The organism is Amycolatopsis melonis (assembly GCF_040064235.1).
Lineage (GTDB): Bacteria > Actinomycetota > Actinomycetes > Mycobacteriales > Pseudonocardiaceae > Amycolatopsis > Amycolatopsis melonis.
On sequence record NZ_JBDZYD010000025.1, the window covers coordinates 58264 to 70972 of the forward strand.

Sequence of the window (12709 nt, forward strand, 5' to 3'; positions counted from 1 at the left end):
GTGTTAACCGACTGTCCGATTTATGACAAAAGAGTGAAATGTCGCCAGTGGATCACTCGAATGGGTCGAACGTAGCGGACATTTCACCCAATTTCCGGTTGCATGGTGATCATGAGACCCCTCGCCGTGCTCCGCCACGACCTGCCGGCCTCACTGGTCGTCTTCCTCGTCGCTGTCCCCCTGTCCCTCGGTATCGCGCTCGCTTCGGGCGCGCCGGTCGTAGCCGGGCTGATCGCCGCCGTCGTCGGTGGCATCGTCGCCGGTGCGCTCGGCGGCTCCGCCCTGCAAGTGAGCGGCCCAGCCGCCGGCCTGACCGTGGTCATGGCCGAAACCATCAACACCTTCGGCTGGGCCGTCACGTGCGCGATCACCGTCGCCGCCGGCGCGTGCCAGATCCTGCTGGGGCTGAGCCGCATCGCCCGCGCCGCGCTGGCCATCTCGCCTGCCATCGTGCACGGCATGCTGGCCGGGATCGGTGTCACGATCGTGCTCGGCCAGCTGCACGTCGTCCTCGGCGGCAAAGCCCAGTCCTCGGCACTGCAGAACATCGCGCAGCTGCCCGCGCAGATCGTCGGCCACCACGACTCGGCCGCCATGGTCGGGCTGCTCACCATCGCGATCCTGCTGATCTGGCCGAAGCTGCCCGAAGCGGTCCGCAAGGTGCCCGGCCCGCTCGCCGCGATCGCGGTCGCCACCGTCGTGTCGGTGGTCTTCGGCATGACGCTGCCGCGCGTCGAGCTGCCCGGTGACCTGCTGAACATCCACCTCGTCCCGCAGCTGCCGGACGGCTGGGGCGGGTTCGCGCTCGCCGTCGTCACGATCGCCCTGATCGCCAGCGTGGAAAGCCTGCTCTCGGCCGTGGCCGTGGACAAGATGCACACCGGCCCGCGCGCCAACCTCGACCGCGAGCTGGTCGGCCAGGGCGCGGCCAACATGATCTCCGGCGCGCTCGGCGGCCTGCCGGTGACCGGCGTCATCGTCCGCAGCTCCACCAACGTCGCCGCCGGCGCGAAGAGCCGGGTGTCGGCGGTGCTGCACGGCGTCTGGGTGCTGCTGTTCGTCGTCCTGCTCGCCGGGCTGATCGAGAGCATCCCGCTCGCCGCGCTGGCCGGCCTGCTGGTGCACGTCGGCGCGAAGCTGGTCAACCCCGGGCACATGAAGACCGTGCTCGCCCACGGCGACCTGCCCGTCTACCTGCTCACCCTGGGCGGGGTCGTGGTGTTCGACCTGCTCACCGGCGTGCTGGCAGGCATCGGCCTGTCGCTGGTGCTCATGCTGCGCCGCACGATCTGGTCGGGCATCCACGTCGAGCGCGAAGGCGACGCCTGGCGCGTCGTCGTCGAAGGCGTCCTGACGTTCCTGTCCGTGCCCCGGCTGTCGAAGGTGCTCGGGGCCATCCCGGCCGGCGTGCCGGTGCGGCTGGAGCTGGTCGTGGACTACCTCGACCACGCCTCGTTCGAGAGCCTGCACACCTGGCAGCAGGCGCACGAGCGGGCAGGCGGCACCGTCGACGTCGACGAGGTCGGTCACCCGTGGTTCGGCGAAGGCAAGGCGGGCCGCCCGACGCGGTCCCGGACCGCCGCCCACCGCGCGGTGCCGCGGTGGCTCGCGCCGTGGTCGGAGTGGCAGGCCGCCGAGGAAGGCGTCGACATCCCGGCCCAGCAGACCCGCCGTGGCGCCACCGAGTTCCACCGCCGGGCCGCGCCGCTGCTGAAGGACACGCTGTCCGGGCTCGCCGACGGCCAGCGCCCGCACACGCTGTTCATCACCTGCGGTGACTCCCGGATCGTGCCGAACCTGATCACCACCAGCGGGCCGGGTGACCTGTTCACCATCCGCAACATCGGCAACCTCGTCCCGCCGGGACAGGCCGACCCGTCGATGAACGCCTCCATCGAGTTCGCCGTCGGCGTGCTCGGCGTCAAGGAGATCGTGGTGTGCGGGCACTCCGCCTGCGGCGCGATGAAGGCCCTCGCCGAGGGCGCGCCCGCCGGGCCGCTGGAGGTGTGGCTGCGCCACGCCGAGCCCAGTGCCCACCGGATCGGCTCGGCCACCCTCGACGGCGCCGTCCCGGACCGCGACTGCGACCGGCTCGCGCTGCACAACGTGCTCCAGCAGCTGGACCACCTGCGGGAGTACCCCGTGGTGGCCGCCGCCGAAGCCGCCGGGAAGCTCCAGCTCACCGGGATGTACTTCCACGTCGGTGACGCCCAGGTCCACCTGTACGACCCCGCGGAGCGGACGTTCCGCCCGGCGGGGGCGCCGGTGGCGGTCCCGGGCCGCTGACGGCCGGGGCGCACGCGGGCCGCGAACACGGCCCGCGTGCGCGCCCGGGCCCGGAGTCACTAAGTTGATGGTCTGTGACGATGCTGGTGATGACGGGAACGGGGACCGGGGTCGGCAAGACGATCACCACGGCGGCGATCGCGGCCCTGGCGGTGGCCGGCGGGCAGCGGGTGGCCGTGCTGAAACCGGCCCAGACCGGGGTGGCGCCGGACGAACCCGGTGACCTCGCCGACGTCGTCCGCCTCGCCGGCGGCGACGTCACGACCCGCGAGCTGCGCCGCTATCCCGACCCGCTGTCACCCGAGGCCGCGGCCCGCCGCAGCGGGCTGCCGACGCTGGACCCCGGCGAGATCGCCAGGGCGGCGTCCGACCTCGACACCGGCCACGACCTCACCCTGATCGAAGGCGCGGGCGGGCTGCTGGTGCGCTTCGACGGCACCGGCGCCAGCCTCGCCGACGTCGCATGGTCGCTCGGCTCGCTCGTCATCATCGTCGCCGAAGCGGGCCTCGGCACGCTCAACGCGACCGCGCTCACCGCCGAGGTCGCCACCAAGCGCGGGCTCACCGTCGCCGGCGTGATCATCGGCTCCTGGCCTGCCGAGCCGGACCTCGCCTCGCTGTCCAACCTCGAAGACCTGCCGGTCGCAGCCGGGGCGCCACTGCTCGGCGTGCTGCCTGCCGGCCTCGGCACGGCCTCGCGCGAGGAGTTCGTGGCCGCCGCGCGGGCCGGGCTCTCGCCGTGGTTCGGCGGCGAGTTCGACCCGGAACTGTTCGCCGGGTGGGCCTCGGCCGAGAAGTGACCTGCATCGCTGTCGCCTCGAGGCACCTTCGTGCACGATGAGGGACGCTTTCCGCACCACCTCGAGCAAGGAGATGCCGTGACCGCAGTCCCGGACACCGACGTCAGCGACAGCCGGGACGCCGCCCCGGAAGACGTGCTGGCCTTCGCGCGCGAGCAGGTCCTCGAAAACGGCGTCGGCCTCGGGGAACAGCAGGTCCTCGACGTGCTGCGGCTGCCCGACGAGCGGCTGCCCGACCTGCTGGCACTGGCACACGAGGTGCGGATGCGCTGGTGCGGCCCGGAGGTCGAGGTCGAGGGCATCATCAGCCTCAAGACCGGCGGCTGCCCGGAGGACTGCCACTTCTGCTCGCAGTCCGGCCGCTTCCCGACGCCGGTGCGGTCGGCGTGGCTGGACATCCCGAACCTGGTCAAGGCCGCCCGGCAGACCGCCGAGACCGGCGCGACGGAGTTCTGCATCGTCGCGGCCGTCCGCGGCCCGGACAAGCGGCTGCTTTCGCAGGTCCGCGAGGGCGTGAAGGCCATCCGCGCGGACGGGAACGACATCCAGATCGCCTGCTCGCTGGGCATGCTCACGCAGGAGCAGGTCGACGAGCTGGTCGACATGGGCGTGCACCGCTACAACCACAACCTCGAGACGGCGCGGTCGCACTTCCCCAACGTGGTCACCACGCACACCTGGGAAGAGCGCTGGGACACGCTGCGGATGGTGGCCGAGGCGGGCATGGAGGTCTGCTGCGGCGGCATCATCGGCATGGGCGAGACGGTCGAGCAGCGCGCGGAGTTCGCGGTGCAGCTGGCCGAGCTGAACCCCCACGAAGTGCCGATGAACTTCCTCATCCCGCAGCCGGGCACGCCGTACGAGCACTACGAGATCGTCGAGGGCAAGGACGCGCTGCGCACGGTCGCGGCGTTCCGCCTGGCGATGCCGCGCACGATGCTGCGCTTCGCCGGCGGCCGCGAGCTGACGCTCGGCGACCTCGGCGCGGAGCAGGGCATGCTCGGCGGGATCAACGCGATCATCGTCGGCAACTACCTGACCAACCTGGGCCGCCCGGCTTCGGCGGACCTGGAGATGCTGGACGAGCTCAAGATGCCCATCAAGGCCTTCAGTGACAGCCTCTGACACTCCGGGTTTCTGTGTCCACTGTGGACAGCCGTCGCCGGGTGGGGCGGACCACCCGGCGTGCCACAACCCGCGGACGGCGCTGGAGCCGCCCCGGTACTGCACGTTCTGCGCGCGGCGGCTGGTGGTCCAGGTGAGCCCGCTGGGCTGGACGGCCCGCTGCAGCAGGCACGGGGAGACGGCGAGCGGCTGACGTCCGGCGACACGGGCGGCGGCTCACCGCGTTCCCGCACCGACCGGTTACCCTCGGTGGGCACAGCAGCAGGAGGGAGTCCGGGTGAGCGAGACGTCGGGGCCCGCGCACCGGCCGTCGGCCGTGGCCGGTCCGTGGTCGGTGCCCGTGCTGGTCCGGCAGCGGCGGCCGCGGGTGGTCGTCAAGGCCGATCTGCTGCCCGCCGTGAGCGTGCTCGGCACCCTCAGCCTGCTCAGCTTCCCGCTCGCCTTCGCGTGGTCGCGCCTTGCGCCGCCCGAGCGCGTGCGGATCATCGCCGCCGACGGCAGCCAGGGACCCCTGGAGCTGGAGAGCTGGCACCGCTTCGACGACCTCGCCGTCTTCGGGTTCCTGACGCTGGGGCTCGGCATCGTCGTCGGGGTCGTCACCTGGCTGCTGCGCGAGCGGCGCGGCCCGGTCGTCTTCCTCGCCGCGGTGCTCGGCGTCGCGCTCGCGAGCGCGCTGGCCATGCTGCTCGGCGTCGGCTGGGCGAACAGCCACTACGCGATCACCAGCCCGCCCGCGCTCGGCTCGGTGATCGAGCTGGCGCCGCGCCTGGAGTCGTGGTGGGTGCTGCTGACCGGCCCGCTCGGCGTGTCGCTGGCCTACAGCCTGCTGGCCACCTGGAACGGCCGCGACGATCTGGGGCGCCGCCTCGGCTGAGGCGGTTTCCCCTAATCTGGTGACCTCGACTACAGGGGGGATTCACCAGTGACCGAGGACATCGAGGTCTCGCGGCACAACGCCGTCCGTTTTCCCGGCATCAGCCCGCGCGCGTACGAGCACCCGGTGGACCGTGGCGCGCTCGCGACGTTGCGCGCGGTGCCCGGCTTCGCCCAGGTCGTCAAGGCCGTTTCGGGCTTCTACAACGAGCGCGGCGAGCGGCTGATGGCGCTGGCGTCGTCGATCCGCGTCGGGCCGAAGCAGTACCCGGAGCTCGACCGGCTCCGCCACGAATGCGCCGAGACGCTGGACCTGCCGTCGGTGCCGAACCTGTTCGTCTTCCAGAACGCGCAGATCCAGGCGCACACGGTCGGCATGGACGAGCCGTTCATCGCGATCAGCACCGGGCTCGTCGAGCTGATGAACCTCGACTCCCTGCGGTTCGTGCTCGGGCACGAGATGGGGCACGTGCTGTCCGGGCACGCGGTCTACCGGACGATCATGGTCCGCCTGGTCAGCCTGCAGCTGGCGATGTCGTGGACGCCGGTCAGCGCGCTCGGCATCCGCGCGATCGTCGCGGCGCTGCGCGAGTGGTTCCGCAAGGCCGAGCTGTCGTGCGACCGCGCGGGCCTGCTGTGCAGCCAGGACCCGACGGCGGCGCTGCGTGCCCAGATCCAGGTCGCGGGTGGCATCGACCCGGCCCGCATCGACGTCCCGTCGTTCCTCCAGCAGGCCGCCGAGTACGAGTCGGTCGAGGACATCCGCGACAGCTTCCTCAAGCTGAAGTTCGTCGAGACGGAGTCCCACCCGTTCGCGGTGGTCCGCGCGGCCCAGCTGCAGAAGTGGGCGGCCTCGGCGGAGTACCGCGCGATCCTGGCGGGCGACTACCCCCGCCGCGACGACGACAGCCCGTCGTCGGACTGGAAGGACGACCTGAAGTCCGCGGCGAAGGCGTACAAGGACTCGTGGAACGCCTCGGCCGACCCGCTGACGAAGGTGTTCAGCGACGTGGGCGAAGCGGTTTCGGGCGCGGCGGGCAAGGTGTGGAACAAGTTCGGCGGCACCGGGAACGGCTCGGACTCCGGTTCCTGACGCTGGACCTGCGGGTCAGTTGAGGCTGGCCGGCCTGCTCAGGTCGGTCAGCTCGCCCGGCGGCAGCGGCACCGCGCCCAGCGTGTCCAGGAAGCCCGCCTCCCGCGTCAGCAGCCGGCACACGATCCGCAGCCGGCGCAGGGGGTGGCGTTCCTCCAGCAGCCGCTGGCGGTCCTCCAGGGGCAGCAGGCAGTCGGCCGCCAGCTGGTAGGCCAGGTCGGCGATCGCCGTCGCGGGCTCCGGGGCGTGCCAGTCGTCGCTGCGCCACGCCGTTTCGCAGTAACGCTGGTGGGCCGCGCGCGCCACCAGGGCCAGGCGTTCGGCCATGTCGCCCGCCGGGGACACCGGGTCGTCGTCGAGCCACTCCACCGAGGCGATCAGGTACGGCGCCGACACGCAGTCGAGGTCGCGCAGGCGGAAGCGGCGGCGGGCCTGCGTCACCACGTCGAAGCGGCCGTCGGGCAGGCGCTTGGCCTCGCGCAGGACCGTGCTGCAGCCCACCTCGTACAACTGGTCCAGACCACGTACCTCGCGGGTCAGCGACGACCGCAGCGCGGCCACGCCGAACTCGCGCCCCGGCACCGTGCCGCTGACCAGGTCCGCCGTCAGCTGCCGGTAGCGCGGTTCGAAGATGTGCAGGGGAAGCTTGGTGCCCGGCAGCAGCACGGTCTGGAGCGGGAACAACGGCAGGATCGTCGTCGTCGCGTCGCTTTCCGATTCCGGCTCCGTCACGCGTCCACCGTAAGGGGAGAACGGGACCGCCGCAGGATGGTCACCGGCTCGGCGGCTTGAACACGGCGAACGGGTCGGTGATCTGCATGCCCTTGCCCGCGAAGGAGAACAGCGCCGCCGGGCGCCCGCCCGCGCGCCCCGGCGCGGCCGTGTGCCCGGTGGGGACCAGCAGGCCGCGCCGGGACAGCACCCGCTGCAGGTTGGTCGCCGAAACGCGGTAGCCCAGCGCCGCCGAATACAGGCCGCGCAACGCCGAGATCGTGAACTCGTCGGGCGCCAGCGCGAAGCCGAGGTTGGTGTAGGAGAGCTTCGAGCGCAGCCGGTCGCGGGCACGCAGCACGATCGCCTCGTGGTCGAACGCCGTGCGCGGCAGCTTCGCGACGTCGTGCCACTCGGTGTCCTCCGGCACCTCGGGATCGACGTCGGAGGGGACCAGGCCCAGGAACGCCGTCGCCACCACCCGAGGCCCCGGCACCCGGTGCGGGTCGCTGAACACCGCGAGCTGCTCGACGTGCTTGAGCTGGCGGACGTCGACCTTCTCGGCGAGCTGGCGCCGGATGGACGTCTCGACGTCCTCGTCGGGCCGCAGCCGCCCGCCCGGCAGCGACCAGCGGCCCAGGTGCGGATCGAGGGCACGGCGCCACAGCAGCACCCGCAGTGTGTCCGAGCGCACTTGCAGTACCGCTCCCAAAACCTCGTGGGCCAGGGGGGCCTGGGTGTTAAGATGACTTCGCACGGTTTTCGATTGTAAGGCGAAAACCGGAGACCGGTCCAGGAGGGCCAAGATGACCACCACGTTGGTTCCGGAAGGCCTCACCCCGTTCGGCGGGGTCGAGGCGAACGCGGCCTGGGCGGAGGAGGTGCGGCGCCTGGCGAAGCAGCGCGACGCGGTCCTGCTCGCGCACAACTACCAGGTCCCGGAGATCCAGGACATCGCCGACCACACCGGCGACTCGCTCGCGCTCAGCCGCATCGCGGCCAGCAGCGACGCGTCCACCATCGTCTTCTGCGGCGTCCACTTCATGGCCGAGACGGCGAAGATCCTGTCGCCGGAGAAGACCGTCCTGATCCCGGACGCCCGTGCCGGCTGCTCGCTCGCCGACTCCATCACCGGCGAGCAGCTGCGGGCCTGGAAGGCCGAGCACCCGGGCGCGGTGGTCGTCTCCTACGTCAACACCACGGCCGAGGTGAAGGCCGAGACCGACATCTGCTGCACGTCCTCGAACGCCGTCGACGTCGTCGCTTCTATCCCCGCTGACCAGGAGGTTCTCTTCCTGCCGGACCAGTTCCTCGGCGCGCACGTCAAGCGCGTGACCGGCCGGGAGAACATGCACGTCTGGGCGGGGGAGTGCCACGTCCACGCGGGCATCAACGGCGCCGAGCTGGCCGAGCGCGCGGCCGAGGACCCCGAGGCCGACCTGTTCATCCACCCCGAGTGCGGCTGCGCGACGTCGGCGCTCTACCTGGCGGGCGAGGGCGCGGTGGCGCCGGAGCGGGTCAAGATCCTCTCGACCGGCGACATGGTCCACGCGGCCCGGGACACCAAGGCGAAGTCGGTGCTGGTGGCGACCGAGATCGGCATGATTCACCAGCTGCGCAAGGCCGCGCCGGAGATCGACTTCCGCGCGGTGAACGACCGCGCGTCCTGCCGGTACATGAAGATGATCACCCCCGCCGCGCTGCTGCGCTGCCTGCGTGACGGCCTCGACGAGGTCCACGTCGACGTCGAGACGGCCGCCCGCGCGCGGGCCTCGGTGCAGCGCATGATCGAGATCGGGCAGCCTGGCGGCGGCGAATGAGCACGCCGGTTAATGACCCACAGGCGAAAACCCCGGTCTGGGAGGCGCGCGCCGACCTGGTCGTGATCGGCAGCGGCGTCGCCGGGCTGACCGCGGCACTGCGCGGGCAGGCGCTCGGGCTGCACGTCCTGGTGGTCACCAAGGCGGCGGTCGCGGACGGCAACACACGCTGGGCACAGGGCGGCGTCGCCGTGGTCCTGGAGAACGAGCACGACCGTGGCGACTCGGTCGCCCGGCACGCCGAAGACACCTTCACCGCGGGCGCCGGCCTGTGCGACGAGGCGGCGGTGCGGTCGATCCTCGACGGCGGCCCGGCCGCGGTCGCCCGGCTGCGGGCGGACGGCGCGCGCTTCGACAGCGCCGGCGACGGTCTGCTCGCGCGGGCCCGCGAGGGCGGGCACAGCGCGTTCCGCGTGATCCACGCGGGCGGCGACGCGACCGGCGCCGAGGTCGAACGCGCCCTGGTCGCGCAGGCCGGGCAGGCGGGCGTGCCGGTGCTGGAGCACCACATCGCGGTCGACGCGCTGCGCACGCCGGGCGGGCGCGTCGCCGGCGTCACCGTGCTCGACCACAACGGCGTCCCGGGCGTCGTCCGCGCCCCCGCCGTGCTGCTGGCCAGCGGCGGTCTCGGGCAGCTCTACCAGGCGACGTCGAACCCGGAGATCGCCACCGGCGACGGGCTCGCGCTCGCGCTGCGGGCCGGGGCGACCGTGGCGGACATCGAGTTCGTCCAGTTCCACCCGACCGTGCTCTACACCCCGGGCGCGCGCGGCCGCTGCCCGCTGGTCACCGAGGCCGTCCGCGGCGAGGGCGCCACGCTGGTCGACGGCGCGGGCCGGTCGGTGATGCACGGCGTGCACCCGCTCGGCGACCTCGCCCCGCGCGACGTCGTCGCGGCGGCGATCACGCGCCGGATGGCGGCCGCGCCCGGCGGGATCGACGACCACGTCTTCCTCGACGCCACGTCGATCGCCGGGTTCGCGCGGCGGTTCCCGACCGTGTCCGCCGCCTGCGCGGCGCTGGGACTCGACCCCGCGTCGGACCCGATCCCGGTGACCCCGGCGGCGCACTTCTCGTGCGGCGGCGTGGTGACCACGCCGGAGGGTCGCTCCAGTGTGCCCGGGCTGTACGCCGCGGGCGAGGTCGCGCGGACCGGCCTGCACGGCGCGAACCGGCTGGCGTCCAACAGCCTGCTCGAAGGACTGGTCGTCGGGCAGCGCGTCGCGGAGGCCGTCGCGGCGGACCTCGCGGCCGGGTTGCTGGCCGACCCCGCGCGCGGCAGGCTGCCGTCGCAGACCACCGCGCGCACCGCCGACCGGGACGCGCTGCAGCGCGTGATGAGCCGGTACGCGGCCATCGGCCGCGACGCCGACGGACTGGCGGCGGCCGGATCGGTGCTCGATCTGTCCATCCAGGACAGTCCGTTGTGGACGCACCGGGCGGTGGAGGACGCGGCGCTGACCGTGGTGGCACAGGCGTTGCTCGCCGCGGCCGTCCGGCGCACCGAGTCGCGCGGCTGCCACGTGCGGACCGACTACCCGTCGCCCGACGAGAACTGGCGGCGCAGCCAGCACATCCGGCTCAGCCCGTCCGGCCAGCCGGTGCTGGCCGACCCGATTCCCCTGGAGGGCGTGGCATGACGTTCCCGATCTCCGAACCGGTCCTGCGCCTGATCGCCGATGCGGGCCTCGACGTCGAGGACGTGCGGCGCGTGGTCACCACCGCGCTGGGCGAAGACCTGCGGTACGGGCCGGACGCGACGACGGCGTCGACCGTGCCCGCGTCCGCGGTGGCCGCCGCCGAGCTGACCCCGCGCGTGGACGGCGTCGTCGCCGGGCTGCCCGTGGCGCTGGCGGTGTTCGACATGGTGCTGGGCGGGGACTACGAAGTCCTGGCCCGGCGCGAAGACGGCGAGCGGCTGGCCGCGGGCGAGCCCGCGCTCGTGCTGCGCGGCCCGGTCCGCGGGCTGCTCACCGCCGAGCGCACGGCGCTGAACCTGCTGTGCCACCTCTCCGGCGTCGCCACCGCGACGGCCGCCTGGGTGTCCGAAGTGGACGGTACCGGGTGCGCGATCCGGGACTCCCGCAAGACGTTGCCGGGGCTGCGGCTGCTGCAGAAGTACGCCGTCCGGTGCGGCGGCGGGACCAATCACCGGCTGGGGCTTGGCGACGCGGTGCTGATCAAGGACAACCACGTCGCCGCCGCGGGTTCGGTGACCGCCGCGCTGGCCGCGGCCCGGGAGCACGCGCCGGAACTGGCCTGCGAGGTGGAGGTCGACACGCTCGCGCAGCTGGAGGAAGCGCTGGCCGCGGGCGCGGACGAGGTGCTGCTGGACAACTTCACGCCGGAGGAATGCCGTCAGGCGGTGGCGCGCCGCGACGAGGTCTCCCCGAAAACGCGGCTGGAATCCTCTGGTGGGCTCACCCTCGACCGTGGTAGGGCCTACGCCGAGTCCGGTGTGGACTATCTGTCCGTCGGCGGGCTGACCCATTCTTCGCCCGCTTTGGATCTCGGCATGGACCTTCGCTGAGCCGTCTTTCCCGGGTAAACTGACGGCGGGGATTCCTGTTGTTTCCGGGGAGGATCGCGTGCGGTTTGCGGCGGCGTCGGCGGTCGCGGGTCTCCTGGCGCTCGGCCTGCCCGCGGCCGCCTCTGCCGCTCCGCCTGCTCAGTGCGCGAATCCGTCGGGCACGTACGGCGGTGCCGTCCCGTGGGGCCAGCGGCTGATCGACCCGGCGCGGATCTGGCCGCTGACCAGAGGCGACGGGCAGCTGGTGGCCGTCATCGGCACCGGCGTCGACGCGCAGAACGGCCAGTTCGCGCCCGGCCAGCTCGAAGGCGGCGCGGGCACCGAGCGGTCCGACTGCGACGGCCGCGGCACGATCGCGGCGGGAATCGTGGCGGCACAACCGGATCCGTCGACGACGTTCGCCGGCGTCGCGCCCGGCGCGCACCTGCTGCCGATCCGGTACACGGCGTCGGACGGCGGCGACCCCGGCGCACTGGCCGGCGCGATCGACACGGCGGCCGACCGCCACGCGAGCGTCATCCTCGTGGCGGTTCCGGCGGCTTCGGACAGTCCTGCGTTGTCCGACGCGGTTTCCCGGGCACGCTCGCGGGGCGCGGTGGTCGTCTCGGCGGCCTCGGCGACCCAGCAGGGCGCGCGGACATACCCGACGGCGACGTCCGGAGTGCTGGCGGTCGGCTCGGTGAACCCGGCGGGCGAACCGGTGCAGACCGAAGCGGGCGACCACGTCGGCGTCGCGGCACCGGGCGCGGAACTGGTCAGCACGTCGGCAGGCGCGGGCGGCACGGTGGCCCACCGCTGGCCGGTGACCGACCCGGGCCTCGCGGCGGCGTACGTCGCCGGCGTCGCGGCGCTGGTGCGGGCCTACCACCCGGAGCTGAGCGGCGACCAGGTCGTCACCCGCCTGACGCTCACCGCCCACCGCCCCCCGACGGGCACCCACGACCCGCGTCTGGGCTGGGGAGTCCTGGACGCGTACGCGGCGGTGTCGTCGACCCTGCCTGCCGACGTCCCCGGCCCGGGCGCGGTCCCGCCACCGGCCACGGCCCCCGCGGTCCTCCCGGCGGCGGCCCCGGCACCCCGGCCGTCCGACGTCACGGCAGGCACGATCGCCCTGGCCGGAGTGGTCCTGGCCGCGGCGGCAGGCGTGACGGTCGCGGCGGTCCGCCGGGCCCGCCGCCGGGGCTGGCGCCCCTCCCGCTTCACCCCGTAAGCCGTGTCGTCCTTTCAATCACGCGTGTCGACCCTTCAATCACGCGAGTCGACGCTTCCATCACGGGTCCCGTGTACCGGAACAGCGAACTTGCGTGCCTGGAGGGTCGACACGCGTGATTGGGGAGTCGACACGTGGAGTTGCCCCCTGGGGCCGGACACCTTGATTCCAGACAGTGGTCTGGAGGGAGGATGTCCTGGTGTCTCGCAGGTCGAAGTATCCGGAGCAGTTCCGTCGTGACGCGGTCGAGCTGGTCAACTC

The 12709-nt window shown here is 72.9% G+C and carries 12 protein-coding genes; 10 read left to right on the top strand and 2 right to left on the bottom strand.

All coding sequences use genetic code 11. From position 1 onward, the window contains the following. Window positions 1-102 precede the first annotated feature (102 nt). The 6 genes from ABJI51_RS43460 (at window position 103) to ABJI51_RS43485 (ending at window position 6177) form a co-directional block, all read left to right on the top strand. Window positions 103-2286 (top strand): SulP family inorganic anion transporter, encoded by a 2184-nt coding sequence (locus tag ABJI51_RS43460; RefSeq protein WP_348957032.1) that lies wholly within the window; start codon window positions 103-105, stop codon window positions 2284-2286. An 80-nt stretch (window positions 2287-2366) separates the two neighbouring features. After that, window positions 2367-3086 carry a dethiobiotin synthase gene (gene bioD, locus ABJI51_RS43465; protein WP_348957043.1) on the top strand — a complete coding sequence of 240 codons (720 nt, stop codon included), beginning with the start codon at window positions 2367-2369 and terminating at the stop codon, window positions 3084-3086. 78 nt (window positions 3087-3164) lie between these two features. Further along, window positions 3165-4211: a biotin synthase BioB gene (gene bioB, locus ABJI51_RS43470; RefSeq protein WP_348957033.1), complete on the top strand. Its 1047-nt coding sequence runs from the start codon at window positions 3165-3167 to the stop codon at window positions 4209-4211. Next, a complete protein-coding gene (gene bsaP / locus ABJI51_RS43475; protein WP_348957034.1) occupies window positions 4198-4404 on the top strand; it encodes a biotin synthase auxiliary protein BsaP in 207 nt (68 codons plus the stop codon). The genes bioB and bsaP overlap by 14 nt, the downstream gene beginning before the upstream one ends. A gap of 84 nt (window positions 4405-4488) precedes the next feature. Further along, the gene (locus ABJI51_RS43480) at window positions 4489-5085 is read left to right on the top strand and encodes a DUF2567 domain-containing protein (protein WP_348957035.1); all 597 of its coding nucleotides are present in this window, start codon (window positions 4489-4491) and stop codon (window positions 5083-5085) included. 48 nt (window positions 5086-5133) lie between these two features. Beyond that, window positions 5134-6177: a M48 family metallopeptidase gene (locus ABJI51_RS43485; protein ID WP_348957036.1), complete on the top strand. Its 1044-nt coding sequence runs from the start codon at window positions 5134-5136 to the stop codon at window positions 6175-6177. 15 nt (window positions 6178-6192) lie between these two features. Here ABJI51_RS43485 and ABJI51_RS43490 read toward each other — a convergent pair whose 3' ends face one another. Both ABJI51_RS43490 and ABJI51_RS43495 read right to left on the bottom strand, forming a co-directional pair. Next, entirely contained in the window at window positions 6193-6909 is a 717-nt protein-coding gene (locus tag ABJI51_RS43490; protein ID WP_348957037.1) for an LON peptidase substrate-binding domain-containing protein, read from the bottom strand. A gap of 40 nt (window positions 6910-6949) precedes the next feature. Next, window positions 6950-7582, bottom strand: a complete 633-nt coding sequence (locus ABJI51_RS43495; RefSeq protein WP_348957038.1) for an NUDIX hydrolase — start codon at window positions 7580-7582, stop codon at window positions 6950-6952. Window positions 7583-7694: 112 nt separating this feature from the next. On the opposite strand from ABJI51_RS43495, the gene nadA reads away from it, so the two are divergent. The 4 genes from nadA to ABJI51_RS43515 are packed head-to-tail and all read left to right on the top strand — an operon-like array spanning window position 7695 to window position 12448. Beyond that, entirely contained in the window at window positions 7695-8708 is a 1014-nt protein-coding gene (gene nadA, locus ABJI51_RS43500) for a quinolinate synthase NadA (RefSeq protein ID WP_348957039.1), read from the top strand. Further along, entirely contained in the window at window positions 8705-10348 is a 1644-nt protein-coding gene (locus ABJI51_RS43505; protein WP_348957040.1) for an L-aspartate oxidase, read from the top strand. Before nadA ends, ABJI51_RS43505 begins: the two co-directional genes overlap by 4 nt. After that, the gene (gene nadC / locus ABJI51_RS43510; protein ID WP_348957041.1) at window positions 10345-11238 is read left to right on the top strand and encodes a carboxylating nicotinate-nucleotide diphosphorylase; all 894 of its coding nucleotides are present in this window, start codon (window positions 10345-10347) and stop codon (window positions 11236-11238) included. The genes ABJI51_RS43505 and nadC overlap by 4 nt, the downstream gene beginning before the upstream one ends. 58 nt (window positions 11239-11296) lie before the next feature. Next, a complete protein-coding gene (locus ABJI51_RS43515) occupies window positions 11297-12448 on the top strand; it encodes a S8 family serine peptidase (protein WP_348957042.1) in 1152 nt (383 codons plus the stop codon). Window positions 12449-12709: the final 261 nt, after the last annotated feature.

Bases quoted from the DNA above. Each gene is read 5' to 3' on its own strand.
- ABJI51_RS43460 (WP_348957032.1), top strand. From the start codon at position 103: ATGGTGATCATGAGACCCCTCGCCGTGCTCCGCCACGACCTGCCGGCC.
- bioD (WP_348957043.1), top strand. From the start codon at position 2,367: ATGCTGGTGATGACGGGAACGGGGACCGGGGTCGGCAAGACGATCACC.
- nadA (WP_348957039.1), top strand. From the start codon at position 7,695: ATGACCACCACGTTGGTTCCGGAAGGCCTCACCCCGTTCGGCGGGGTC.
- ABJI51_RS43505 (WP_348957040.1), top strand. From the start codon at position 8,705: ATGAGCACGCCGGTTAATGACCCACAGGCGAAAACCCCGGTCTGGGAG.
- nadC (WP_348957041.1), top strand. From the start codon at position 10,345: ATGACGTTCCCGATCTCCGAACCGGTCCTGCGCCTGATCGCCGATGCG.